The sequence below is a fragment of the Nocardia sp. NPDC003726 genome (assembly GCF_053586955.1).
This window is the reverse complement of the sequence record NZ_JBSFNF010000002.1, coordinates 430956-457152: the sequence shown is the minus strand read 5'-3', so window position 1 is coordinate 457152 and position 26197 is coordinate 430956. Positions and strand designations below refer to the sequence as shown.

20 protein-coding genes and 2 pseudogenes are annotated in these 26197 nt (G+C 68.1%); 9 read left to right on the top strand and 13 right to left on the bottom strand.

What is annotated here, in order from left to right:
• Positions 1-27 precede the first annotated feature (27 nt).
• From ACWDMM_RS04550 to ACWDMM_RS04540, 3 genes are all read right to left on the bottom strand, one after another.
• The gene (locus tag ACWDMM_RS04550) at positions 28-306 is read right to left on the bottom strand and encodes a hypothetical protein (RefSeq protein ID WP_449935942.1); all 279 of its coding nucleotides are present in this window, start codon (positions 304-306) and stop codon (positions 28-30) included.
• 239 nt (positions 307-545) lie between these two features.
• Positions 546-1676 (bottom strand): ThiF family adenylyltransferase, encoded by a 1131-nt coding sequence (locus tag ACWDMM_RS04545; protein WP_357104654.1) that lies wholly within the window; start codon positions 1674-1676, stop codon positions 546-548.
• Positions 1673-3112, bottom strand: coding sequence for a phenylacetate--CoA ligase family protein (locus tag ACWDMM_RS04540; protein ID WP_195077633.1), 1440 nt, complete (start codon positions 3110-3112; stop codon positions 1673-1675). The genes ACWDMM_RS04545 and ACWDMM_RS04540 overlap by 4 nt, the downstream gene beginning before the upstream one ends.
• Positions 3113-3274: 162 nt before the next feature.
• On the opposite strand from ACWDMM_RS04540, the gene ACWDMM_RS04535 reads away from it, so the two are divergent.
• Together ACWDMM_RS04535 and ACWDMM_RS04530 are read left to right on the top strand one after the other, a co-directional pair.
• Positions 3275-7039, top strand: a complete 3765-nt coding sequence (locus ACWDMM_RS04535) for an nSTAND1 domain-containing NTPase (RefSeq protein WP_357104650.1) — start codon at positions 3275-3277, stop codon at positions 7037-7039.
• A gap of 228 nt (positions 7040-7267) precedes the next feature.
• Complete coding sequence (locus ACWDMM_RS04530) at positions 7268-7987, top strand: MSMEG_1198 family transcriptional regulator (protein ID WP_357104647.1); 720 nt, start codon at positions 7268-7270, stop codon at positions 7985-7987.
• Positions 7988-8010: 23 nt separating this feature from the next.
• Here ACWDMM_RS04530 and ACWDMM_RS04525 read toward each other — a convergent pair whose 3' ends face one another.
• The gene (locus ACWDMM_RS04525; RefSeq protein ID WP_195077929.1) at positions 8011-8751 is read right to left on the bottom strand and encodes an MSMEG_1198 family transcriptional regulator; all 741 of its coding nucleotides are present in this window, start codon (positions 8749-8751) and stop codon (positions 8011-8013) included.
• A gap of 306 nt (positions 8752-9057) precedes the next feature.
• Here ACWDMM_RS04525 and ACWDMM_RS04520 point away from each other — a divergent pair, with 306 nt between their 5' ends.
• The 6 genes and pseudogenes from ACWDMM_RS04520 (at position 9058) to ACWDMM_RS04495 (ending at position 15815) form a co-directional block, all read left to right on the top strand.
• Entirely contained in the window at positions 9058-9600 is a 543-nt protein-coding gene (locus ACWDMM_RS04520) for a hypothetical protein (RefSeq protein WP_357104643.1), read from the top strand.
• 29 nt (positions 9601-9629) lie between these two features.
• Positions 9630-10832 (top strand): GTPase domain-containing protein, encoded by a 1203-nt coding sequence (locus ACWDMM_RS04515; RefSeq protein WP_195077629.1) that lies wholly within the window; start codon positions 9630-9632, stop codon positions 10830-10832.
• Positions 10829-13120, top strand: coding sequence for a GAP1-N2 domain-containing protein (locus tag ACWDMM_RS04510; protein WP_357205199.1), 2292 nt, complete (start codon positions 10829-10831; stop codon positions 13118-13120). The genes ACWDMM_RS04515 and ACWDMM_RS04510 overlap by 4 nt, the downstream gene beginning before the upstream one ends.
• 57 nt (positions 13121-13177) lie before the next feature.
• Positions 13178-13639, top strand: coding sequence for a hypothetical protein (locus tag ACWDMM_RS04505; protein ID WP_195077627.1), 462 nt, complete (start codon positions 13178-13180; stop codon positions 13637-13639).
• A gap of 117 nt (positions 13640-13756) precedes the next feature.
• Positions 13757-15185, top strand: a pseudogene (locus tag ACWDMM_RS04500) (amidase).
• Between the two features lie 165 nt (positions 15186-15350).
• The gene (locus tag ACWDMM_RS04495; RefSeq protein WP_357104631.1) at positions 15351-15815 is read left to right on the top strand and encodes an NUDIX hydrolase; all 465 of its coding nucleotides are present in this window, start codon (positions 15351-15353) and stop codon (positions 15813-15815) included.
• Here ACWDMM_RS04495 and ACWDMM_RS04490 read toward each other — a convergent pair.
• The 9 genes and pseudogenes from ACWDMM_RS04490 to ACWDMM_RS04450 form a co-directional block, all read right to left on the bottom strand.
• Positions 15812-17137, bottom strand: a complete 1326-nt coding sequence (locus tag ACWDMM_RS04490; protein ID WP_449935996.1) for a B12-binding domain-containing radical SAM protein — start codon at positions 17135-17137, stop codon at positions 15812-15814. The two genes, ACWDMM_RS04495 and ACWDMM_RS04490, sit on opposite strands and share 4 nt — an antisense overlap.
• 62 nt (positions 17138-17199) lie before the next feature.
• Positions 17200-17610, bottom strand: a pseudogene (locus tag ACWDMM_RS04485) (N-acetyltransferase family protein); the annotation flags it as partial.
• A gap of 156 nt (positions 17611-17766) precedes the next feature.
• Complete coding sequence (locus ACWDMM_RS04480) at positions 17767-19323, bottom strand: serine hydrolase domain-containing protein (protein ID WP_449935934.1); 1557 nt, start codon at positions 19321-19323, stop codon at positions 17767-17769.
• Between the two features lie 98 nt (positions 19324-19421).
• Positions 19422-20339: a GTPase Era gene (era, locus tag ACWDMM_RS04475; protein ID WP_449935931.1), complete on the bottom strand. Its 918-nt coding sequence runs from the start codon at positions 20337-20339 to the stop codon at positions 19422-19424.
• On the bottom strand, positions 20332-20718 hold the full coding sequence (locus ACWDMM_RS04470; RefSeq protein ID WP_195043399.1) for a cytidine deaminase: 387 nt from the start codon (positions 20716-20718) through the stop codon (positions 20332-20334). Before ACWDMM_RS04470 ends, era begins: the two co-directional genes overlap by 8 nt.
• Positions 20715-22079, bottom strand: a complete 1365-nt coding sequence (locus ACWDMM_RS04465) for a hemolysin family protein (protein ID WP_195077617.1) — start codon at positions 22077-22079, stop codon at positions 20715-20717. The genes ACWDMM_RS04470 and ACWDMM_RS04465 overlap by 4 nt, the downstream gene beginning before the upstream one ends.
• Positions 22076-22630 carry an rRNA maturation RNase YbeY gene (ybeY, locus tag ACWDMM_RS04460; protein ID WP_195077616.1) on the bottom strand — a complete coding sequence of 185 codons (555 nt, stop codon included), beginning with the start codon at positions 22628-22630 and terminating at the stop codon, positions 22076-22078. Before ybeY ends, ACWDMM_RS04465 begins: the two co-directional genes overlap by 4 nt.
• Before the next feature lie 62 nt (positions 22631-22692).
• Complete coding sequence (locus ACWDMM_RS04455) at positions 22693-23754, bottom strand: PhoH family protein (protein WP_195077925.1); 1062 nt, start codon at positions 23752-23754, stop codon at positions 22693-22695.
• Positions 23755-23905: 151 nt separating this feature from the next.
• Positions 23906-24808, bottom strand: coding sequence for a LysR family transcriptional regulator (locus tag ACWDMM_RS04450; protein WP_449935928.1), 903 nt, complete (start codon positions 24806-24808; stop codon positions 23906-23908).
• Between the two features lie 99 nt (positions 24809-24907).
• Between ACWDMM_RS04450 and ACWDMM_RS04445 the strand changes: the two genes are divergently transcribed.
• Positions 24908-26161 (top strand): MFS transporter, encoded by a 1254-nt coding sequence (locus tag ACWDMM_RS04445; RefSeq protein ID WP_449935925.1) that lies wholly within the window; start codon positions 24908-24910, stop codon positions 26159-26161.
• Positions 26162-26197: the final 36 nt, after the last annotated feature.

Genomic DNA, 26197 nt, shown 5'->3' with positions numbered 1-26197 from the left:
ACTGTTACATACATACGGTATGTATGTCTAGGCGCCGGATCGGCTGAAGACCGCGTCGACCGCGTCCTTCGACGCCGACACCGCGTTCGCCAGGGAGGCGATACCCGCGACCGACTCTCCGAGCGCGTAGAGGACCCCCGCGAGCACGATCCGATTCGGTCGCTCCTTCGCCGCCTCGGCGGCCGCCCGTCGAGTCGTCTCCTCGACCAACTCCCGTTCCGCCAGGTCGATGTCACACCGGCTGATCCGGTCGAGCAGATCGCTCAGGACGGACCGCAATTCCGCCACGGCATCCGCAGTTGCCACATTGTTGTTCCTGGTGCGCCTTCGGCGGGCACGCCCGGAACACCTACGGCAGAAGACGTGGTGGTCACGGCTGGAATGCTGACACTCGGCGCATCGCACCTCGCCAGCCAAGCATTTGCCGAAATCGAGCCGAGCGGAATCCGGATGCCGTACCAACTCTGACCGGTTACCGGCGGCACCCGGGTTCCATCCGGCTCGACACGTGTCCTTACCGGCAAGATCTTGCCGACGCGATGGCGCTAAGAACTCGCGAGCATCGCCAGGAACTCCCCCTCGCCCATTTCGTTCCAACGCCCATGCGCTCCGGCACGCCTACCCGGCAGCAGCGTCTCGAGATCGACGCGGTATCTGCCCGACGACAGCCCGCTGCCGCAGGCGATCAACCGTCCGGCCAGGCCGGCCAGCGTTCCCGCGAGCGTGACCGCGGTGGCCAGTTGCGGCCACGCGGGCAGGGTCCGGCCGACTTCGGTCAGCGAATAGCGGGTGCGTGCGGTGATGTCGGGGCCGACGATGGCGGTCGCCAGCGCGATCCGCCGGGCCGGATCGCGCAGTTCGGCGGTCGTCAGTTCGATCAGGTCCCCCGCTCGGCCATGGAACAGCGGATAGTCCGGTTGCAGGTCGTAGCGCTCCACGTCCACGAAGGCGTTGTCGCCGTGGTCGGTCGCCATGACCACGGGGACGCCGAGCGCACGGGCTCGCCGCCGGATGTCCACCTTCAGCGCGAGGTCGTCCATCTCCTCGATGAGCACGGTCAACGGCGCGGCTGCGCCAGGACCGGCCAAGTAGTCCGAGGCGTGCTCCGGTTGGTAGCCGGCGGGGAAGGCGGCGATCTCGGAGTAGGGGTCCAGCTCCAGCGTCCGGCGTTGCGCCAGCGTGAGTTTGGACTCGCCGAGGTCGCACACCGACGCCTGGAGCCGGTTCAGGTTGGTGCATCCGAGCGTGTCGTGCTCGGCGAGCCGGAATCGGCGGGCGCCCGACAGCGCGCAGACCGCGAGTGCGGAAGCCCCCACACTCAACCCCGCGACTCCGACCACGGCGCCGGACCAGGCCCGTTGCTCTTCGTCGGTGAGCAGGTGCCGGTTCCTGGCGGTGCGCAGCCGCCAGAAGTGCTCTCGATCGGGCAGTTCGACGACCGTCCGCCGCCACGGGTACACGACGTAGCGGCTGATCCGATCGACCGCGACGCCGGCCAGGTAGTCCCTCAGCTCCGCTTCCGCGGCCGCGGTACCCGCGGCGAGATCGGGCCGGTCGATCAACGCGAGTTCCCTGGCCGCGCCGGCCCACCCGTCGACCAGCCGGTACCCGGATCCCGGCGCGCACAGTTCGGCGATGCGCCGCCGGTCGCGTTCCGGATGCAGTATCTCGATCATGACCGGACCCCCGTCCACCGGTGCTTGACGCCCGTCTCGAAGCCCGCGCTGCCAGGGCTGTGCAGGGTGATCTCCGGCTCGGCGGCCGGCCCGAGCGTCCGGTGCAGGCGCCGGTACTCGCTGTTGGTCCGCGCCAGCGCCTCGACCACCTTGCGCCGCAGCAGCGCGGTGAATCCCGGTGCGGGACAGACGCCGTCGCGCAACTCCACACGCAACCGCAAGGTCTGCTCGAACCGTGCGTCCGCGTCGGTCGCCAGCACGAACTTCCCCGTCACCGTCGGACCGATGTCCGGGTCCTCGAGCGCGGCGCGGACGTTCTCCGGGTAGATCTCCAGCGCGTAGAACGATGCGGCGACATCGGTACGGCGGTGCAGGGCGAGGAACCCGCAGGAGTCGGTGGAGGTACGGACCGGCATGCGGTGCCCGTGCGCGTCGAGAACGGCGGCGAGGTCGGCGGCGGAGAAGATCCGGCCGACGTCGTTGATCCGGTAGCGCAACAGCGGGATCGCGGTATCGGCGCTGAACAGGAACCGGCCTTCGGCGTCGGCCTCGGTGTACCGATAGTCCGCGTCGTACTCGACGAAGGTGGGTTGCAGCTGCGCGTCCGCGAACAGCGCCTCGCTCAGCGCGGGATCTGCGGCGGCCGCGCGACGGACGGCGACGCTGGTGGCGGTCTCGCAGCCCATGATGCCCGCGTCGGCGGTGCCGTAGACCACACGGATCTCGCCGGGCTGCCCCGGCTTACCGATCCGGTCGAGCACGTAGTCGCGCCATTCTTCGGTGATGGCCTCGCCCGCCAGGAGCACGCGCAGGTTCTGGCGCAGCACCGCCGCGGGCGCACGATCCAGGACGTCCTTGACGAACGGCGGGTAGCCGGCGAGCACGACCTGGTCGTAGTGCGGCCCCAGTTCGGCGATGTCGGCCAGGATCGTGTCCGGTTCGATGCCGGGCGCGATGGTCGAGATGCGGTGCCCGCGTTGCCGCAGCGCCGTGGCCGCCGCGTAGGTGTAGGTACCGCCGATCCAGTTGCCCATCGCGAACCCGACGACCAGCAGCGTGGAGCGCTGCCGCGTCTGGAAGCTGTCCCGGAACACCCGTGCGTAGAGTTCGACGGCCTCTTCCTGGGCGACCAGATCCCTCGGCCAATAGCTGGGCCTGCCGGTGGAGCCGGAGCTGCACGACCAGGTTCCGGCCGCACCCACGTCGCCGTGCCAGAGCAGCATGTTCACCGGGTAGTGCCGCAGATAATCGGGTTTGGTCATCGGCGGTAGCGCGGCGAAATCCTCGACGGTGCGGATGTTTGCCGGTTCCACTCCGCGGCGCGCGAGAAAGTCGGCGTAGGCCGGAACGTGAACGGCTGCCCTGCGGAAGGTGTCGAGTGCGCGCTCGAATCCGGGTCGAGACCCGGTCGGCAACAGCAGTGACGGTGCGGACATGGTGGTGATTCCTTTCCCTCCCCACTCCGGCGATTCGCGGTGCGCGGTCGCGCCGTGGGTTCGGAAAACAGCGTCTGAGCACGGCGTACGGCCGGGAAAGAAGTCAATACAAGGTCCATACGACACGCGGCGCCGCAGCCTGGATCTCGCTAGACTCCCGTCATGAGCGATGGGGGCGCGGCGGGGGTCGATCCTGGAACGATCTGGACGCGAGAGGAATTCGCGGCGGCTTTCACGCGTCTGCGCACCACTGCCGGGCTCACCGTCCGGCAGGTCGTCGACCGGTCCGGCGGCCTGCACGGCACGGTTAGCGGATGGTTCGCCGGTCATCATGTGCCGACCGAGCAGAACGAGCGGATGTTCCGGGAGGTCCTGACCGTCTGCGGGGTCGGCGACCCGCAGGAGCAACAGCGGTGGCTCGCGGCGGTCCGGCGGGTGCGCCCGACGAGCGGACGCAGGCGCAGCCAGGGCCCCGTGCCGTACCGCGGGCTGGAACCCTTCCAACCAGACGACGCCGAATGGCTTTTCGGCCGCGCGGAACTCACCGCGGCACTGCTCGAGCGCGTTTCGGCACTGGCAGGAGCCGAACAGCGCATCCTGATCGTGACCGGCGCTTCCGGCTCGGGCAAGTCGTCGCTGCTGCGCGCGGGCCTGCTCCCCGCCCTCCAGCGCGAAGGCCGCACCGCGGCGGTCGTCACCCCGGGCGCCCACCCGGCACACGTCCTGCGGGAGTCGGCAGGCGTTCTGGTCATCGACCAGTTCGAAGAGATCTGGACGCTGTGCCTCGACGACGACGAACGGTCCGGCTTCCTGTCGGCGGTCGCCCGCGACGCCTGCGGCCGGACCTTCGTGCTCGGCCTGCGCGCGGATTTCTATCGCCACGCCGCCGAAGAGCCGTTCCTGCACCACGCGCTGGCGCGGCATTCGGTCCTGGTCGGCCCGCTGAGCAAGCAGGCCTTGTGCGACGTGATCATCGAACCGGCGCGAAAGGCGAACTGGACCGTCGAAGACGAACTCGTCCAGCTGCTGATCATGGAGCTCGCGCCGCGCGGGTCGTCCGAAGCCCACGACCCGGGCGCGCTGCCGCTGCTGTCGCACGCCCTGCTGGAGACCTGGCAGCGGTCCAGCAGGCGAAAGATGACCGTCGCCGACTACAACGCCGTCGGCGGTATCGCGGGCGCCATCGAGCAAACGGCGGAAACGGTGTATCGCGGGCTCACCGAGCCGCAGCGGCAGATCGCACGCCGCACGTTCCTGCGCCTGCTCAACATCGACGACGACATCACCACCCGACGCCGGGTGCAACGCCAAGAGCTGTTCTTCGACCACGATTCGGTGGCGAACGTGAACACCGTGATCGAACGGTTCGCCGCGCACCGCCTGCTCACCGTCGAGGAGGAGACCGTCACGATCACGCACGAGGCGCTGATCGGCGCGTGGTCTCGCATGCACGGCTGGCTCGAGCACGACCGGGAGAGCCTGGCGGTGCACCGCCGCCTGACCCAGGCCACGCAGGTCTGGCTCGACAACAACGAGGACACCAGCGCGCTGCTCGGGCCGGCGCGGCTGGAATTCGTCCAGGAGTGGACCCGCAGCGACGGGCATCTCCGCGACCTCAACCAACGCGAACGCGACTATATCGCCGCCAGCATCGCCCACCAGGCGGAGATACGGGCCAGGGAGCGCCGCCGCACCCGGATATTGCAGCGGATGGTCGCCGGTCTCGCGACCGCGCTGATCGCGACGATCGTTTTGACCGGTGTCGCGCTGGTGGCCCGATCCAACGCGGCGCACGCACGAGACGAGGCGTTGTCGCGCCAGGTCGCGCTCCAGGCGCAGCGGCTGCGCGGCACCGATCCCGCGTTGTCGGCGCAGTTGGCACTGGCGGCGTTCCGGATCCAGCCGACGCTCGAGGCCCGTTCCGCGCTGTTGGACAGCACCGCGGTGCACACTCCGACCCGGCTGCTCGGTCCGGACGGCGGCACGCTGGTGGCCACCGATCGGTCCGGCGGCGTGCTGGCCGTCGGCCGCAGCGACGCCACGATAGATATTCATCTCTTGCGCCTTGGCAACGGCCCCGGCCGGCGGGGCGCGGCGGACTTCCGCGGCCGCATCCCCGCTCCCGCTCCCGACGCGGTCCTCGGCTCGGTGACGATGACGCCGGACGGTTCGCTGCTCGCCGCGGCATTCGGCGACCACATCGATCTGTGGGATCTGGCCGACCCGAACGCACCCCGGCTGCTGGTCACCCTCGCGGGCGCCCGGTATCGCACCGCGGGCATCGATCCCGGCAAACGCTCCCTCGTCGCGACCACCACCGCATCGGAGATCGTGCGATGGGACATCACCGACCTCCGGCGCCCGGTCCGGCTCCCGGACCTGCGACTGCCCGCGGGCGCTCCCGTCGTCGCGTTCGCCCCGAACGGCAAACTGCTCGCCGCCGCGGGAAACGCCGGAGCGCTGCGCATCTGGGCCGCCGATGCCGTCGAGGACATCCCGCTGGCGGACGTCGCGCCCGACAATTCCCCGGCGCAGGCGCTGTCGCTCCGGTTCAGCCCGGACAGCACCGTGCTCGCGGTTCCCGGCCGCGCCAACGAGGTACGCCGCTGGGATGTCCGCGACCCGGCCCGCCCTGCGGCACAGCCGTCGCTGCGTGGATTCACCAGTTACGTCAACGACGTGGCCTTCAGTCCGGACGGCACACGGCTGGCCGCGGGCAGCTCGGACAACAAGACGCGCGTATGGCGGCTGGACACCGACCAATTGGAGATGGAGCTGCCCAACCCGGTGATCGTCGTATCCGTACGGTTCGCGCTGGAGGGGCGCGCGGTGGTGACGGGCAGTCTGGACGGCACCGTCCGGATCTGGCCGCTGCCCGGGCCGATCCTGCGCGGCGCGCAGAGCGTGGTGTTCCAGACACCCGTCGACCGCAGCGGGAAACTCATGCTCGTCGGCACCGGTGCTTCCGACGGCAACGCCCATCTGTGGGACCTCGGCGCTCCCGAGACGCCGGTGGAATACGCGGCGCTGCCCGTTGGTCCGGACGAGCGAAGCTGTGGAGCGGTCGCCCTGGCCGGCGACGGTTCGACGGCGGCGGTCGGCACCCGCGCCGGTTCGGTCCTGCTCTGGGATCTGCGCGATCCGGCGCATCCGCGGTTGACCGCGAAGGTGGCCGCCGTCGAAGGCATCGTCTCGGCCATGACCTTCACGCCCGACGCCAAGACGCTCGTCGTCGCGGGACAGGACGATCCGACGGTGACGCTGTGGGATCTCGGCGATCTCGCCGTGCCGCGGCGGCTCGGCTCGCTCTACACCGGCCCCGGCCTGCCTGGCATCGCGGCCGTCGACGCGGCAGGAACGCAGCTCGCCATCGCCACGTCCAACGAGTCGGTGTACCGCTGGGACATCCGTGATCGGACGCGGCCGCGTGAACTGCCGAAGCTCTCCGGTTTCACCAACGACCTGGCCGCCGTGGCCTTCAGCCCCACCGCCCCGATTCTCGCCGCGGGCAGCATGGACCACACCGTCAAACTGTTCGACCTGTCCGATCCCGAAGCGCCTCGCCATCTGTCCACGTTGACCGGCGCCGCCGACGCGATCATCACCGTCAACTTCGGCCCCGACGGCAGGCGGCTCGTCGGCGGCGCCAGCGACAACGGCATCTGGGTCTGGGACATCGCCGACCCGCGTGCTCCGCGACGGGTGGCGGTGCTCGACGCGTACACCGGGCGGGTCAACGATGCCGTGTACGCGCTGGACGGCCGTCTGCTGCTCGCCGCGGGACCGGACCGGGTCGTGCGCGTCTGGGCGACTGACGTCGACCAAGTCGCCGCCGACCTCTGCGACAGCGGCAGCGGGCCGATCACCGCCGTCGAATGGCAGCGGTACCTGCCGACCATCGCCCAGCGAGGTCTCTGCGCGAAGTAGCGCACCGGCGAGCAAGATGTTGCACAGCCCGGCCACCGTCACGCAATTGGTTACCGAAGCTGCTGCGCAGCAAGCACTTTCATGCGTGACGAGTTGTGCGAAATGCCAGATCCGATAACGATCGTCCCCTTGTTACCGCCTTCGCGCGGTCCATACTTGATTCCACTTCCATCACCGCCGACGCGACAGAGAACTCTCCACCGGGGGCCCACGAGAGGGGAACCATTCATGCGACTTCTCGTCGCTTCACCGCTCGGAGATGTCATCGAACCGACCCTGTCGGCGGCGTTTCCGGCGGCGAACGTCATCGTCGCTCACGACCGAGCGGAGGTGGCCGGCGCTCTCGCCGACAGCGCGAGCTTCGACGTGGTGCTCGCGGACCTGGTGTGGAACCACCCCGAGCAGGAATTCCGCTTCGACGGGTTGGACGTCGTGGACATGGTACGCGCGAAATCCGCGCGCACACCGGTCCTGCTGGCCGGGCAAGGGCACAGCATGGAGCAGGATCATCTCGACGAGGCCTATCACCGCGCGGACGAGATCGCCGGCGTGCACGAGAAAGCTGCGGGGATTTCAGCACTGCTGTCGGCAATCCGGCACGTAGCCGATGGGAAACACCTTCCGCGCCGACCTCCGCCGAACGGCGTCCCGTCACTCTACGAACTCTTCACCGGCCCTGAAGGCCAGATCGCGGGACGGCTGGCCGGAGCGATCGCCGCAGGCAACACCTGGGATCCGGGCTCTCTGGCCGCCGCGGCGAACGTGGGCGTGGACACGGCCCGTTCGATCGCCGACGGCCGTCTCGGGTGGATCATCGCGCGACGTGGCGAGAGCGATTCCCGAGGAGAGCTGACTCCCGCCGTCGTGTACCGCTGGTGCGGAATGCACGCGCGCTATCTGGTGAGCTGGTGCCGCCGCAACGGGCATACGGAAGCGCTGACCCGGTGACGCCGGATCGCAAATCTCCGGTCTCAGGCGAATCGCGGACCGAGGACATCGGCATGCCCGTTCCGGCGGCACCAGCTGATGAGGTAGTGCGCGTGCTCACCGCACCAACGGAAGACCGCGCCCTGGGTCAACGGCGTTCCCTCCGGCAACTCCCCGCGAGCGAGGATGATCGGCCCGATATACGTGTTGGCCGCTTTGTTGGCCGTATTGAGACCGACGCTGGCGACTTGCGCGAGAGAGTTGTAGTCCCACGCCGACTTGGACGCGATCGCACCGGCGAGCCGGCCCGCCGTCTCGCCACGCTGGTCGGTGAACAGGGTGCACAACGCGGGCGGCCCCTGCGGCGGCGGCGCGATCCGCCTGCTGCGGCCGGTCGCGGCGCGTTCGATGGCCTCGAGCAGCGCGGGCACGCCGGACGACTTGTCGTAGAACTCGGCGATCTCCGCGGTGCGCAGCCGCGCCTCGTCGAGGTGGTCCCGCTCCATGCTGTGGCCTTGGGCGGCGAGCAGGACCTCGCTCTCGCGTTTGGTGTCCCGGAGCAAGTCGAGAACATCCAAACCGTCGAATCGGTACTCCATTTCGGGCTTGTTCCAGATCAGATCCGAAATGACCACATCGAACCGAAAACGTCCCACGATTTGACTGCGCACCTCGTCGACATCGGAGGCGATCGCGACCGTCGATGCCGGAAAATGTTGCTTCAGCGTCGGAGCGATGATTCCCCCCAGTGGCGAGGCGACGAGTACTCGTAAGCTCGGTTCCATCACGCGATCTTCAACGCTGGGGATACGCAGGGGCAAGATCTGAAAGCCCTTTCGAACCAGTAGGTTTCGAATTTCGGTATTCCTGGCAAGATCTTGCCCACCCCGCCGTTTCGCGAGTTACTTTGCGGCGAACGTCTATTTGGTCAAGTGATTAGTCGCACGATCGGCGCAGAGGCAAATTTTCGGCACCGCCGCGTGTTTCGATATTCGGACGGTCATCGGACGCCGCACCGGTGTGCGCGCACCGCGGGCAACCATGCTGCCTCCGGCTGACCATTCGACGACAACCCGAGGAAACCCCTGTAGATGGTCATCTTTCTGCTCTATGCCCTGTTCCATCTGGTCCTGCTGGGATCGGCGATGCTTTTCATCGTCTACTGCTTTCGAGTGGTGCTCGAACCGAACGACCTGATGGAATCCACCATTCGCGGCTGCATGCTGATCGCGGGCGGACTCGTCGTCCTGGCCACCCATGTCGCCGGACTCACCGTCGCCGAGTTGGCCGTCAGCGCGCTGTCCAACGCCACGCCCATCGCGCTGCTCGCGGGCACCGTCCTGCCCGGAATCGCGGGCGCCGCCGTCGGCTGGTACTTCGTGCACGTCTTCCCCAAAAGCGAAGACATCGCCAAACGCATCACCATCTTCATCGGCGCCATCTCGATCATCGAATTCCTCTTGGTGTACGCCCAGGCCATCCGCACCTCGGGCCTCGCGATGGGGACCGCCGTGATCCCGAATGTCGCCTTCGTGGTCGGAATCATCATCTACGTCGGCATCACCTACACCCATCAGCCGGACCGCACCGACGGACGCCCCGGCGATCATTCCGACCGCCGGTTCGTCCGGTGACGCGGGCAGCCGAGTAGAGGAAACACAAGATGGACGTGTTCTCGAAACGTCGTTGCCCCTATTGCGGTCACGTGGTGATGCTCGGTGAACTGCCGATCGTCGCGACCAACCGCGTCAAACGCAGACCGGTGGGAAACGGCGGCGGACAACAACTCTTCGCTCCGGCCGTGCACGTCCCGGTGTACGACGTCATCCGCAGCTGGCCCGTCGTCGTCGAAGCTCCGCTGAACACGACCGCCGAACGCCTGCACAACCGGGTGCTCCAGAAGGCGCTGCCGCCCGCACTCCCCCTGCTCAGCGACGTCGATCCGGCGCTGGTTCCGCGCCGCCTGTGTCATCGGTGTGCCACTCCGATGCCGGAGGACATCGACAACTACCCGATCTACACCATCGCGGTGGTGGGAACCAGCGGAGCGGGCAAATCGCACTACTTGACGAGCGCGCTGCGCGAGGCCGTCTACCGGCAAGGGCTGGAGCACTGCGACTTCACGGAATTCACCTTCGACAACGACAGCGGCAACCGATTCGACAACGACTACTTCATACCGGTGTTCCGTCAGCGATTTCTGCTCGCGCCCACCCCCGAGGGCACGGACGTGGCACGTAATCCGCTGGTGTGCAAAGTGGCTGTGGGACAGAACGATCCGGCGCTGGTCCTGTTCCACGACGTGGCCGGGGAGGACTTGGCCGATCCGCGCCGCCGCGCTTCGACCGCGGGATTCGTGCGCCGTGCGGACGCCACGATCTTCCTGATCGATCCGCTGTCGCTGGATCGGCCCGACGGGCGGCCATGGCCGGTCGACGGCGCTGTCGACACCGCCTACGCCAATCAAGCGAACCTGCTGAACGCGTGCATGGAAGAACTCGATCACGCGCATCGCCGGCGGACGCCGATCGCGATCGCGCTGTCCAAATCCGATCTCGTGGCGAACGCGCTGGGACGCCCGGTCGCGTTCGCCGCGCCTGCCGACATGAGTTCCGTCGCGGCATGGCGCAAGGACGCCGAGTGGATCGACCAGGAGGTCCGGCAGGTCCTGCGCGAATTCGGCGGCAACGACGTGGTGGCGGCAGGCCGGCGGCGGCCCGGGGACCTGGTCTCCTTTCACGCCGTCGCCGCTATCGGGGATACCCCGAACGCCGACACCATCGACGTGCTGAAGCCGGTGCGCTGCCTGGATCCGCTGCTGATGGTGCTGCTCCGCTTGCCCGAGATCAGCGGTCGCCGCGGATGACAGAGCTGGAGCAACTTCTGTATACGCGCGTACCCCGCGGCGCGGCGGGCCTCGGCCTGCAACCTGTCGCGGCGTCACGCGGATTGGCGGATCGCGAAGACGTGCTCACGCGAGCCGCGGTGCGACTGTGCCGATACACCGCTCCCCGGGGCAGTCATCGCGATTCCGCCACGCCCGTGTCCTACGGGTGGACGGACTTCGAGGGGATGCGGTTGGTGTTCCGCCGCGGCCATCTCGGGCTGGATACGACCGGACGCCCCGGCAACTTCTACGCCCACGTAGTGGCCGGACCGGCGGCGGCACTTCCCGTGCACGAACTGGCGGCGCGTTTCGACTCGCCGTTCTGGTGGCGGGGCGAATTACCGGTGGGCCCCGTTCTGCCCCGAATCGGCCTGGGCGAGATTCCCGCCGCGCCGCTGCGGGCGCTCCACCCGGAAGAGCTGTCGGACGTCGTCGCTGCGATTCTGGCGCACGACGGGCAACTGCCGGTGATCCTGCGGAAACCACCGGAGGTGATCGTCGCCGCGTTCGCCGAATTGGCGTGGCGGCTCCCCGAGGTAGCCGAAGGGCTCACGCTGTCCACCTACGAAACCTCCCGTTTCGTCGACGAATTCGATATCACCGGTATGGCGGTCACCGAACGGTCGCCGCTGCGAGCCCAGGCCGATCAGCCCTCCTATCCGGCTACCCGAGTCAGCCATGCACGTCTCATCCTCTCCGACGACGCGGGCCAGCGCGCCGTCGTGCGCGCTGCCGTCGGCGCAATGCGCAGTGGTGACGCGGCGAATGGCGAAGGCGTAACGCTCGATGCCGTCCTGCGCTGCATCACGGTGCTCACCACCGGGACGCCGGATCACGATCTGCTGCTGCCCGTGCTCCGCCGCGAAGGCGGCCTCATGACGGTGCTGGCGCTGCCGAACGGCAGCGACATCCTCGTCGCTCTCCTCCTGGATTCCGGGTCGCCGGCGTGGGAAGCACTGCGACAACTCGATTCCGTCCGCGCGAATCAGGCCGGCGAGGTGGCAACCCGATTGGGGCGGGAGATAGCGGACCGATCGACCGCGCGCATGCTGGGCGAGTATGTGCACAAGATCGGGCGAAGTCTCCACCGGTACCGTGACATCTGTTTGCTCGAACTGCTCCGCCGCTTGCCGCCCCATGTCCTGCACACCGCCGACCTCACCTTCGCCGACCGGCGCGTGTTGCTGCACATCGCGGGGCGCTGCGCGGACACCACCGCCGTCATCGGCCCTCTGCTCGACACCACCGTCGCCGATTGCCTGCGCATCGCGGACGATGCCGGACTGCCGGTCCGGGTGCGGGCGACCGCGCTGGCACGCGCGTTCTCGGCCACGCGCAAGGACCCCGCGACGACCTTGGCCCGGCTGCGCCATCCCGGAGACCTGGCCTCATCCTTCGTCGAGGCGCTACCTTCCGTCGCACCGCTGTGCGAGGCTGTCGGCAAGCTGGATCAGGTGCTGGCCTACAGCGTCGCGACAGCTACCGCGCAGGCGCTGGATCCGCGTGAGCGCCACCTGCTTCTGGGCACGGTTCTGCCCCGTCTCGATGCCGGCCGCCGCCCCGGATTCCTGGCCGGAGCACTGACCGCAGCACCCGAACCCGATCCCGCATGGGACGTCGTCATCTCGACCGTCATAGGCGAGTATCTGGTGGTTCGCGGCCAGGACGGACGGCGGCCCGCCTGGGTGACGGAGGACATCACCTACCTCGCCGGTCTGGGTTACGGCCCCCGCTCCGCCGCGTGGCGTCAACTGCTCAGCGCGCCTCACGCCACCGACCTCGGCGACGCCTTGGGGGCGGCCGCCGATCCGGCGCTCGTGCGTTATCGGCCGGTGACGGTGCCGATGCTGCTCTATCGCTACCGGCTGCTGATCAGGACCCCGCGGGAAGTGGACCAGGCGATCGGAGATCTCACCACCCGAGGACTCGCGGCCGGCGAGCGAGACGCCCTCGACCTCTTGATCGACGCCTGCCTGCCCGGTGACGCGGCCCCGTTGGCAGCGGCGATCCTGCGTCATGTTTGCTCCCGCCTGGCGACGGGCCACCGCGACTTCCACCTTCGACTGCACCCTCGGGCTCGCGGCTTGCGGGCGCGAATGACCGCGATCGCCGCCGTCGTCGGGTACGTGGAAGTCGGAGCCATCCTCGGCAAGGAGATCGAGGACGCGAGGGTGCGGGCTTGGCTGTACGACATCTATCAATCCATCGCACCACTCCCGGGGCAAGCCCTGCCCGAGCGCCATTGGGGATGGCGCACCTTCCGGTGAGTTTCCCGCAGCGCCCCAGACCGTCGAAAACGGAAATCCGATCGAAAGGATCGAACAATGCGCAATTCCCTCCGCGTGGCCCTTCCGCTCTCCGCCGCGGCGGTGTTCCTCGCCCTGGGCGTGCCGAGCGCATCGGCGGCGTCGACCACCGTGAGCGGCACGATCGGTTGCATCAACAGCGCCTCGCCGGTCGGGGTGTGGATCCAGGCCAAGACGTCGAAATCCGGATGGGCGCAGACCAAGGTCCCGGTCCGGCTCGGCGGCCACTCCAAGGTCGACTACTCCTTCACCCTCGACAAGGGCGGGGACTATCAAGTGCACGTCGGGTGCGGGGGCACGCCGCAGAAGTGGGCGAAATCGCTGAAATCGAAGGATGTCTCGGGCACCAAGAACGATTTCCTGTGCAACGACATGGACCGGCTGTCGGTGGCCGCGTTCAACGCGCTGGTCGGCCGCATGTTCGGCAGGCCCGATCTCACCCAGGGGGTGCCATACGGCGAATGCAAGCACATTCGCTGACGCGAGCCTTCCACTCGTGGCGCGAGCACTGCCAGCGGCTTTCGTCATGCAATGCAATCTGGACGATTGACCAAATTGGCGCTACCGTCTGGTTGACCACGACGAGACGGAGCTCACATGACGGTGTCCGATCCTGCTCACGCGCCCGACACGCGGGAGCTGGGCCTGGCCGAACTGGCGTCCGCGATCGCGGGCGGCGCGGTCACCTCGACCGCCGCGGTCGGCGGCGCGTTGGACCGGATCGACGCGGCGCAGGGCACCCTCAACGCCTTCCGAGTCGTGCGCCGCGAACGGGCGCTGGCCGAGGCCGCCGAAGCCGACCGGCGACTGGCCGCTGGGCAGCGATTACCGCTGCTCGGCGTGCCCGTCGCGGTCAAGGACGACACCGACGTCGCAGGTGAACCGACCGCCTTCGGCTGCGGCGGCGACTTCGCGCCGAAGACGGAGGACGCGGAATCGGTGCGGCGTCTGCGCGCCGCGGGCGCGGTGATCGTCGGGAAGACCAATACTTGCGAACTCGGGCAGTGGCCGTTCACCAGCGCCGCGTGGTTCGGGCACACCCGCAACCCCTGGGACCGCACGAGGACTCCGGGCGGATCCTCCGGCGGAGCTTCGGCGGCCGTCGCCGCCGGATTGGTCCCCGCCGCCCTCGGCTCCGACGGCGCGGGCTCGGTTCGCATCCCCGCCGCGTGGACGAACCTGGTCGGCATCAAACCGCAGCGCGGACGCATCTCCACCTGGCCGGAGGCCGAGGCGTTCTACGGGCTCACCGTGAACGGGCCGCTGGCGCGCACCGTCGCGGACGCGGCGCTGCTGCTGGACGCGGCGGCCGGTCCGCACCAAGGGGACCTGCACACCCCGGAACCGATCACGGCATCGGACGCCGTCGGCCGCGACCCGGGAAAACTGCGGATCGCGCTGTCGCTGCGAATTCCCTTCACCGCGACCAGGACCGCGCTCGATCCCCAGATCGAGCAGGCGGTGCGCCGCACCGCCGCCACGCTGCGGGCGCTGGGCCACACCCGTGACCGTGGCCGACCTGCACTACGGCATCTTGATCGGCGCCTCGTTCCTGCCTCGTTCGCTCGCTGGTATCCGGCGGGTCTACCACCGCATGCCCGGCCTGGAAGTGGATCCGCGCACCACCGCGAACGCTCGAATCGGCCGGGTGCTCGACGGCCCCGCCCTCTACGCGGCCCGTCGACTGGAACCTCTGCTGCACAAGCGGATCGGCACCTTCTTCCGCGACTACGACGTAGTCCTCGCCCCCACCACCGCCACGCCACCACCCCGCGTCGAGGAGATCGACGGCATCGGCGTCAACGCCACCAACAACCTCATCACCGCCGCCTGCCCATACACCTGGCCGTGGAACGTCCTCGGCTGGCCCAGCATCAACATTCCCGCCGGCTTCACCGACACCGGCCTCCCCATCGGCGCCCAACTGATGGGCACCGCGAACACCGAACCCATCCTGATCTCCTTGGCCGCCCAACTCGAATCCGAACTGAACTGGCAGAACCACCGGCCAACACCTTGGTGGTGAGCCCGCACCACAACGCTGTGCCCCCGTCATTCTCGGTGCGCTCAACCCGCTTCCGCCCACCAACTACTCGCGTGATCAGCCGCGTCGATGCCAAGCAAGTCCGCTGGTGTGCCGATTGCCGATGCAGTATGGTCTCGGCCGTCCGTGGAACGCGAGGAGATGCCGATGGCCGATCGTCACCTGGTAGACGTTCATATACTGCTCGTGCGCGACGACAAGCTACTGCTGACTCAGCGTCGAGGAGACATGTTCGCAGGCCAGTGGCATCTGCCATCGGGCAAATTGGACGCGGGCGAGCCGATTACGACGGCCGCCGCCCGAGAAGCCCGTGAGGAAATCGGCGTGCTCATCGACCCGGCCGACCTCGGATTCGTTCACGCGGTGCACGCCGCCGGTTCAGGCCCGGAACCACGGCTGGGTCTGTTCCTACAAGCACGGCGTTGGATCGGGGAACCGGTGAATCGAGAACCGGACAAGTGCGCGGCTGTGCGATGGTTCCCGATCGACGACCTCCCCGACAACTTGATCGAATACCCCGCCGTCGGAATCCGCGCATTCCTCGACGGGCGAGCGCCGTTCAGCGAGCATGGCTGGGATATACCGCACGCAGTCGCCGACATCGGCGTCTAACCGGCGGCAGCGCGCACGTGCTGGGCATGCGCCAAGTCGACCAGTTTGGCACGGATGTAGCTGGTGGGTGCCTCCGCGAGCTGGAGATCGACCGAAAAGTTGAACTCGTCGCGGGCGAGCATCGACTCGTCGACACCCCCGCTGGTCAGGTCCACCGGCGAATAGTTCAGAAGTTGTTCCGCCTGGTAGCGACCTGTCGCCATGAGTCGATGCCATTCCGGCGTTCCGGGATAGGGGCGAAACTCGAACACCGATGCGCGGAATCGTCCGGGCAGCTGATCGGTAGCTTCCCATAGCCGGTGGATCAGCCGCTCGGTGGCGTCGATCTCTCGGCGGGTCTCACCGGGAAATCCGAGAATGAAATATCCCTTCACGCCGATGCCGCGTTCGGCCAGTCGGGTCACCACGCCGACCGCCATTTCAGGTGTAATGCGCTTGTCGATGTACTCGAGCATCCGGGTGCTGCCGGACTCGATACCGAGCGCGACTTCACGCAGACCGTTCGACGCCAATAGATCGAGCGTCGCATCGTCAGCTCGATGCAACACGTTGATCCGGCCGGTGGCATCCCAGCGCGCCCAATCGCCGACCTGTTCGGCCGCGAAGGCACGCATCATGGTGTCGATTACGCGGCGTGCCCCGAGAAACAAGTCGTCGACGAACCGGAACGCGGTGACGCTGCGCTGTTCGCGAAGCCCAACCATTTCATCGATGATGTTGCGCGGGTGGCGAGTTCGGATGGTGACATCCGGGTTGGCGCTGACCGCCGCTCCGCAAAAGGAGCAGTTGTATGGGCAGCCCCGAGCACCGACCATGTTCGCTTCCCACCACGCATGCTCGTAATGCGGGTCCTGACACAGATAGGTCCGGTCGACGAACGGCAAGGTATCAATGTCGGGTGCGAGATGATGCGTTGCGCCCGGCACTCCACCGGTGACCGGAACTCGCATGATCGGGTCCAGCCACATTACGCCTGGTAAGCGAGATCGGTTGCGGTGATCATCGAGCAGCTCGGAGACCCGGGTCTCGGCTTCGCCGAGTACCAGCGCGGCGCACCGCGTCATGCGTGGATCGGTCAGTATTCGGCGCGGCATGGCTTTGGCGTGATGTCCGCCGAGCATGACCTCGATGTCCTGGTCGAGCCCGGCGGCGATGCGGGCGCTGATCTCGTATGTGGGGGCGAGCAGGTTGAACCCCGCCCACCGTGGCTTGGTGGCATTGATGAGGTCAATCGTCTGGTCGATGCCCAAGCCATGGGCTTCGGCGTCGAGGACACCGACGTTGAATCCCTGCTGTGCGGCGTAGGTGGCGACAGGTGCCAGCCACCGATCGCCCGATAGAACGCATGTGCATCTGCTGCCTGCGGCTGGACTGCCAGCGTCGCCCGTTGCTCGGGGCGGCTATCCAGCAGGATGTCGAGCAATCGGCGGCCGAGGCCGTGTCGACGTGCCGACTCATGAACGGCCAGATCGATCACGGCGAAGGTCCTACCGGGCCATTCCTGTGTGATTTCCGGCGGTACCTGCTGCTGGAACCCTTCCCACCACCCGGTGTCGGTGGTCAGGGTGGTTCCGTACACGAATCCGACTAGGGCGTCATGGGATGTCGCGAGAGCCACGCCGAACCCCGGCCTGGTGATCATGTCGGTGAGCATCTGTCGATGGCGCTGCGACTCGGTGTCCGGCCAAACGTACGGTGCCGCCGAGAATACTTCGTCGTACAGCTCGCAGATCGCATCGAAATGCTGCCGTGCGTCATCGGTGGTTCCGAGCCGGACCGCAATAGCGTCGTTCATCTACCCGACCATAGATTCGGGATGCCACCATGAGTTGAAAACTTCGGCCGAGCATGCGAATCGAGCTATCTCCAACTCACTGAGTTCGAGATAGCCCGATTCGCGTTCCGCCCGGTACACACCGGAGTGACGCTCGAGTTGTGCGCTGACGAGTGTTCAGTCTGTCGGCTGAGCCGGATCGGACGATCCGCCGCGAAACACTTCGTCGACGAGCCTCTGGGTCGCCTGTTGGAACGGCACGGCCAAGGACAGGGCGGCGTCGTCCACGTAGTTCAGCGTGGCGGTCATGGTCTTGCTGCCGTCGGGTGTGCTGTACATCAGCGCCGCGTGGCCCGCCGCGCCGCCGTTGTGGGTGACGACGGTGCCGCCCAGGCCGGTGTCTTGCACGAAGACACCGAGGCCGTAGCCCATGTTCGGGATGGGTGTCGGGTGCGGTGTGCGCATCTCGGCCAGCAGCTGCGCGGGGAGCAGCTTGCCGCTCATCAGCGCGGAGATGAAGGTGTGCAGGTCCTGGGTGGTGGAGATCATGTCACCGCCGCTGGAGATCCAGGACGGGTTCTGGCTGGTGACATCGACGGTCTTCTCCTGCCCGTCGTCCTCGTACCGGTAGTAGGCGTGGGCGTGCGGCTCGGGCACCTCGGTCTGGGTGGTCGGCGCCACGGTGCCCGACAGCCCCAGCGGCCCCAGGATCAGCCGCTGCATCACTTGGGCGACAGAGCGGCCGGTGACCCTCTCGATCAGCAGCCTGGCCAGCACGTAATTGGTATTGGAGTAGCTCCAGTCCGTGCCGGGTTCGAACCGCGGCGGCTTGGACAGCGCGAGCCGCACCAGCTCCTCCGGCTGGTAGGTCGCGAACCGGTTGTCCACCCACTCTCTGCCCGCGGTGGTGGCGGCGATTCCCGGCACAACGGTTCCGTCTTGGTAATACTCACCGGTGAAGTTGAATACGCCGCTGGTGTGCTGCAACAGCATCCGCACCGTGATCCGCGGGTCGAGTCCGAACTCCGGCAGGTAGTCGGCCACCGCGTTGTCCAGCGCGATCCGGCCCTCGGCCACCAGTTGCAGAACCAGGGTCGCGGTGAAGGTCTTGGTGTTGCTGCCGATCCGGACGTGCCCGTCGGTCGGCGGCTTCGCGGTCTCCCCCAGCTCGCGCACGCCTGCGCTGCCGACCCACTCGCCGCGCTCGTCGTGCACGCGCAGAGTGATTCCGGCGATACCGGACGCGACGATCTCCTCGATGGCCTTCTGCAGCTCCGGCCGATCCGGCCCGGCGGCAGCCGTCGGCACCGTGGCGGCGTCGAGCGCCGCGGTGATCTTGCGGGCCATCTCGGCCGCGGCGGGGCCGGGTTCGCCGCCGCGTGGCCTGGCGGCTGCGTCGACGGCGGCGAGGACGGTGCCGCGGAAGTTGTCGGCCTCGGCCGGATCGTGCTTTCCGAGCAGGTTCATGGCCGCGGTGAGGGCGGGCAGCACTCGGTCGGCGAGTTCGGCGACGGTCCTGCCCTTCAGTTCGATGTCCTTGGACCTCGCGGCGAGCACGTGCCCGACCAGGCCGGTCGCCGACGTCAAGGCGATGGAGCCGTTCGTAGCGGCCGCGTGGGGCGTACCGGTGGCGGCCATCAGCGACAGGGCACCGTACGCGGCGGTCCGCAGTGTGCTCTTGTCCTGGTCGGAAAGGGTGACGGTGGTGGGAGTCGCGATTGCTGTGCTGTTCACACGACTACTGTCGCCGCCCCGGCTGACACCGGCCTGACGCGGATCTGACACCACCGCTGACACGGTTTCCGCCCGATCACAGCCGAACTCCGATCAGGTCAGAAACCGAGTTTGCCCAGCTGTTTCGGGTCCCGCTGCCAGTCCTTGGCCACCTTCACGTGCAGATTCAGGTAGATCCGGGTGCCGAGGATGTGTTCGATCTGTTTGCGGGCGTTGGTGCCGACCTCTTTCAGCCGGGAGCCGCCCTTGCCGATGACGATGGCCTTCTGGCTGGGCCGCTCGACGTAGAGCAAGGCGTGGACGTCGAGCATGTCCTCGCGGTCCTCGTAGGGCAGGACCTCCTCGATGACCACGGCCAGCGAGTGGGGCAGCTCGTCGCGCACGCCCTCCAGCGCGGCCTCGCGGATGAGCTCGGCCATCAGCGTTTCCTCTGGCTCGTCGGTGAGCTCGCCGTCGGGGTAGAACGCCGGGCCCTCCGGCATCTTCGACGCGATGACGTCGACGAGCACCTCGACCTGCTCGCCCCGCACCGCCGACACCGGAACCACGTCGGCCTCCGGGCCGAGCAGCTGGGAGACGGCGAGCAGTTGCTCGGCGATCTGGTCCCGGCTCACCTTGTCGATCTTGGTGACCACGCCGAGCAGCGTCGTCTTCGGCGCCATCTGCTTGACCTGCTGCACGATCCAGCGGTCACCGGGGCCGATCTTCTCGTCGGCCGGGATGCACAGCGCGATCACGTCCACTTCCGAATACGTATCGCGCACAAGGTCGTTGAGGCGCTGGCCGAGCAAGGTGCGCGGACGGTGCAAACCGGGGGTGTCGACGAGGATCAACTGCGTGTGCTCGCGATGCACGATGCCGCGAATCGTGTGCCTGGTGGTCTGCGGACGCGAGGAGGTGATCGCGATCTTCGCGCCGACCAGCGCGTTGGTCAGAGTCGACTTGCCGGTGTTCGGACGACCGACGAAACAGACGAAACCGGACCGGAATGCGCCCTTCTCCTGCGCGTCAGCCACCGCGGACCTCACCGGAATCGGCGCTCACCGCGTCGGCCGCGTCGGCGGAGTCGTCGACGATCTCGAACACCGCGCCGTCGCGATCGGTGAAGATGATCCGCGCCTCCGCCGAAACCTCACGCACCGCGGTCACGCCGAAGTCCGACAGCCGCCCGCCGACCACGACGGCCGCCTCGAAACCCTCCGCGCCGCTGGACAACGCCGCGGCCACGGCGGCTTGCAGCGCCGTCAACCGCAGCGCGCTCAGCGTGACCTCGCCCGCGGCGTAGGTGCGGCCGTCGGTGTCGCGGATCGCGGCTCCGCTCGCCCCGCCGGTGCGGCCGAGCGCGCCACGGGCCAGGACGACCAGCTTGGTGTCCTCGGCGTCCAGTTCGGTCATTCGGTGTCTCCGTCCTCGTCGCGATCGGCAGCGGTCTCCCGCTCCGATCCGTTCGCCTTGCGCTTGCCATTGGCATTGTCCCCGTTGGTTTTCCCCGCGGGGACCTTCTCGCGCGCTTTGCGTACCACCACGGTGTTCACCCGCATCCGGCCCCGCGCGTCCGGACCGCCTTCGCCGCGCAGCACCAGCCCGTGCACCTCGATCTTCGAGCCGGGCAGCGGCACCCGGCCCAGTTCGTGCGCCAGCAGGCCGCCGACGGTGTCGACGTCCTCCTCCTCGATCTCCAACCCGAACAGCTCGCCGAGATCCTCCACCGGCAGCCGGGTCGAGACGCGGTAGCGGCCGTCGCCGAGATCTTCGACGGGCGGGGTCTCGTCGACGTCGTACTCGTCGGCGATCTCTCCGACGATCTCCTCCAGCACGTCCTCGATGGTCACCAGACCCGCGATGCCGCCGTACTCGTCCACCAGCAACGCCATGTGATTGCGCCTGCGCTGCATCTCGTCGAGCAGGCTGTCGAGCGGTTTCGAGTCGGGCATGAACACCGCGGGACGCATCACCTCGCGCACCCGCACCTTACGGCTGCGCTCGGCGAAGGGCACGAGGTCTTTCAAATACACCACGCCGCGGATGTCGTCGACGTTCTCGCCGATCACCGGGATCCGCGAATGCCCGGAACGCACCGCCAGCGACATCGCCTGCGCGGCGGTCTTGTCCGCTTCGATCCAGACCATCTCCGTGCGCGGCACCATCACCGCGCGCGCCGCCGTGTCGCCGAGTTCGAAGACGGACTGGATCATTCGTCGTTCGTCGTCGGCCACCACCCCGCGCTCACCGGCCATCTCGACCACCTCGCGCAGCTCGATCTCGGAAGCGAAAGGCCCGTTGCGGAAGCCTTTACCGGGGGTGATCGCGTTGCCGATCAGAATCAGCAGTCGGCTGATCGGCCCGAGCAGCGCGCCGATGAACTGCAAAGGCAAGGCCGCGGCCAGCGAGATGGAGTAGGCGTGCTGCCTGCCCAGCGTGCGCGGGCCGACACCGATCACCACGTACGACACCAGCACCATCACCACAGCGGTGATCAGCAGCGCCCAATTCTCGCCCCAGAGCGTCATCAGGCCCGCCGCCAGCAGCACCGTCGCGCCGATCTCGCACAGGATGCGCAGCAGCACCATGAGGTTCACGTAACGGGCCCGGTCGTCCACGATCCGGCCCAGCCGCACCGCGCCGGGCCGGTCGGCGCGCACCAGGTCCTCGACCCGGGCGGGCGAGATCGTGTTCAGGGCGGAATCGACCCCGGCGAAGATCCCGCCTACGAAGATGAGCAGGACCGCGAGCAGAACGAGGGTCAGGGAATTCACGCGGGACCCAGCGACTCACCCGGTGTGGTGAAGCCAGCCTTACCCAGCAATCGCGCGTCGCGTTCGGCCAGTTCGGCGCGCCGCTGAGCCTCCCGCAGACTCTCGTACCACTCCTCGAGCAGCCGCGCCTGCAGGGCGAACATCTCCTTCTCCTCGTCCGGCTCGGCGTGGTCGTAGCCGAGCAGGTGCAGCACGCCGTGCACGGTGAGCAAGGCGAGTTCGTGATCGAGGGAGTGCCCCGCCTTGCGCGCCTGTCCGGCGGCGAACTCCGGGCACAGCACGATGTCGCCGAGCATGGACGGGCCGGGCTCGGGGCTGTCGGGCCGCCCGCCGGGCTCGAGTTCGTCCATCGGGAAGGACATGACGTCGGTGGGGCCGGGCAGGTCCATCCAGCGCATGTGCAGGTCGGCCATGGTGTCGAGATCGACGAGCACCATGGACAGCTCCGCGGCGGGGTGCACGTCCATCCGGGCGATCACGAACCGTGCGACGCTGACCAGCTCTTCTTCGGGTACGTCGATACCCGACTCGTTGGCGATCTCGATGCTCACCCGAACAGCCTACGATCCCGTCGATCGCGTCGGCGGAGCGGAGCCCCGCCCGGCGAGACGAGTCAGCGCCGGTCGGCCCGGCTCGCCGCGCGGCGCTGTGCGCGGTTGCCGCCGTAATGCGGGGCGACCTGCGGACGGGACTGGGCCTCGAAGCGGTCGTAGGCGTCGACGATGTCGGAGACCAGCCGGTGGCGGACCACGTCGCTGCTGGTCAGCTCCGCGAAGTGGATGTCTTCGATCTCGGTGAGGATCTCGCTGGCCGCGCGCAGACCGGACCGGGCGCCGGTCGGCAGATCGACCTGGGTCACGTCGCCGGTCACCACGATCTTCGAGCCGAATCCGAGACGGGTGAGGAACATCTTCATCTGCTCGGCGGTGGTGTTCTGCGCCTCGTCGAGGATGATGAACGAGTCGTTCAGGGTGCGTCCGCGCATGTAGGCCAGCGGCGCGACCTCGATGACACCGGCCGCCATCAGCTTCGGAATGGCCTCCGGGTCCATCATGTCGTGCAGCGCGTCGTAGAGCGGGCGCAGGTACGGATCGATCTTCTCGTTCAGCGTGCCGGGCAGGAAGCCGAGCCGCTCCCCCGCCTCGACCGCGGGACGGGTGAGGATGATCCGGTTGACCTGCTTGGTCTGCAACGCCTGGACCGCTTTGGCCATCGCCAGATAGGTCTTGCCGGTACCGGCGGGTCCGATGCCGAACACGATGGTGTTGGCGTCGATCGCGTCGACGTAGCGTTTCTGGTTCAGCGTCTTGGGCCGGATGGTCTTGCCGCGCCGGGACAGGATGTCCAGGCTGAGCACCTCCGCGGGGGACTCGCTGGACCCCTCGGTGAGCATCGACACGGTGTGGCGCACCGCCTCGGGGGTCACCACGCGGTTGCGGCCGGTGAGCGCGACCAACTGCTCGATGACCCGCTCGGCGAGCGCGACGTCGGCCGCCTTGCCGGTGAGGGTGACGGAGTTTCCGCGGACGTGGATGTCCGCGTCGAGCAGCGTTTCCAGTTCACGAAGGTTCTGGTCGGCCGAACCGAGGAAGGGGAACACGGATTCGGGAGCGAGTTCGATACTCGAGCGCACGGTGCGCGCTGCGGGACCCGAACCGTTGTCGCCGGCGCCGATGCCTGCCGCTGGGGTGGTGGGGTCGCCGATCTCGCCTTGTGTTCTCAAAAGTGGCTATAGCCTGCTTTCCGGTCTCGACTGCGGTATGGAGCAAGTTTAACCCGCACCACTGACACCGCCCAGTGAATAAGCCGCGAGCGGAATCGGCCGCTCACGGGATTCCCCCACGTCGGCGCGCCCAATCCTCGGTGAAATCACGAAAGCGTCGCACCGCGTCGGGTGGCGTGGTCGCCGCGGGCCAGATCAGCCCGACCGCCCGAGCCGCGCCCGCGTCCGCCAGCGGCACCGTCACCGGTCCCGACAGCGGCCCGGCGGACAGCGGGTCCTCTCGGGGCAGGATCGCCACCCCCAGCCCCGCCGAGACCAGTCCCGCCACCGTGACCAGATCGCTGGATTCGAACGCGATCCGGGGCCGGATGTCCGCGGCGGCGCACAGTTCGTCGAAGATGCGCCGCATCCCGAAGCCGTGGTGCATGGTGACGAACTCCGCGTCGGCCACCTCGGCGAGGCGAACCTGCCGTCGTCCGGCCAGTCGGTGTTCCTGCGGCACCGCCAGGACCAGCGGCTGACGCAGCACGGCGCGCCAGCCGACGCCCGCGACGGCGGGACGGGGCGAGACGATGCCCAGATCGGCGTCACCGGCGAGGACCCGCTCGGTCACCGCCTCGGCCGCTCCCTGCCACAGCGTGATCGTGATCCGGCCGGACACGCGCCGGAAGCCGCTGATCAGCTGCGGCACCAGCGAGCCGCCGAAGGAGTGCTGGAACGACAGCCGCACGACGCCCCCGGACGGGTTGACCCGATCGGCGAGGGCCTGTTTCGCCGCGTCCAGCTCGGATTGCGCGCGGCGGGCGTGCTCGTAGTAGATGCGGCCGTACTCGTTGAGGACGATTCGCTTTCCGTGCCGGTCGAACAGTTGGGCGCCCACCCGGCGCTCCAAGCGGGCCAGCATGCGCGACAGCGTCGGCTGCGCCAGGTGCAGTCGCTCGGCGGCGGCGCCGACCCGCTCGAGTTCGGCGAGTGTCGTGAACCACTCCAGATCCTCACCCAGCACAGTCCGACCTCGCTATATGCATTCAGGGAATCAACTTGCCTTCCATTATTCATTTCCTTCCGGAAAACGGGCTGGTGATGCTGGATGAAAGGAGGAGCCATGACCACCAGACGAATCGAAGCGGCCAGGGACATCGCCCACGAACGCAGGATCACGATCGCGCTGTTCGCCGCCGGTCTGACCACCTTCGCCTCCATGTACAGCGCCCAGGCACTGCTGCCGAGCCTGTCGACGGCGTTCGGCGCGACGCCCGCACGCGCGGCGCTGGCGGTGTCGCTCACGACCGGCTTCCTCGCGCTGGCGATCATTCCGGTGAGCGCGCTGTCGTCGCGGATCGGCCGGACCAAGGTGATGATCGGTTCCGCCGTCACCGCGGCGGTGATCGGACTGCTGCTGCCGCTGAGTCCCTCGCTGGAGGTCCTGCTGGCCGGACGCGCGGTGCAGGGCATCGCGCTGGCCGGTGTGCCCGCGGTCGCGATGGCCTATCTGGCCGAGGAGATCGGCGGGGAAGGGTTGGGCGCCGCGATGGGCATCTACGTGGCAGGCACCACCATCGGCGGGCTGGCCGGGCGGCTGATTCCGGCGTTCACGTTGGATCTGGCGTCTTGGCGATGGGCGCAGGCGGCGGCCTCGATCGCGGCCGCGGCCTGCACCGTCTGGTTCGTCCGGTGGCTGCCGCCATCGCGGGGCTTCGTCGCGCGCCCCGCCGGAATCCGGACGGTGCTGGGCGACCTCGGCAGCCAATTGCGCCACCGCGGCTTGCTCGCGCTGTTCGGGCTGGCGTTCGTGCTGATGGGCGGGTTCGTCTCGATGTACAACTATCTCGGCTACCGGCTGACCAGCCCGCCGTTCGAGCTGCCGGAGGCACTGGCGGGACTGGTGTTCGTGCTCTATCTGGCCGGAACGGCGGCCTCGGCGGCGTCCGGCCGGTTGACGGATCGGGTGGGCAGGTCCTGGGTGCTCGGGATGTCGCTGATCGTCATGGCGATCGGTCTCGTGGTGACCATCCCCGACCAAATCGGCACCGTGATCCTCGGCGTTTTGCTCTACACCGCCGGTTTCTTCGGGGCGCACACCGCCGCGAGCGCGTGGGTGGGGGCGATGGCCGAAGGCAACCGGGGCGCGGCGTCGTCGCTGTATCTGTTCGCCTACTACCTCGGCAGCGCGCTCGTCGGCGGAACGGCGGGCATCGCCTACGCCCACTCCGGGTGGCTCGCACTGGTCGGCGGTATCGGACTGCTGATGGTCATCGCGGCATTACTGCTGGCGGTATCGCACCGGGCGCATCGCGGTGCGGTGTCGGTGAACGCCGCCGCCGGTGACTCCGGGAAAGCGGCGCCTGTCGAGGTCTGAGATCGGACGCACGCTCCCGGCCGCGCCGCGAAACCC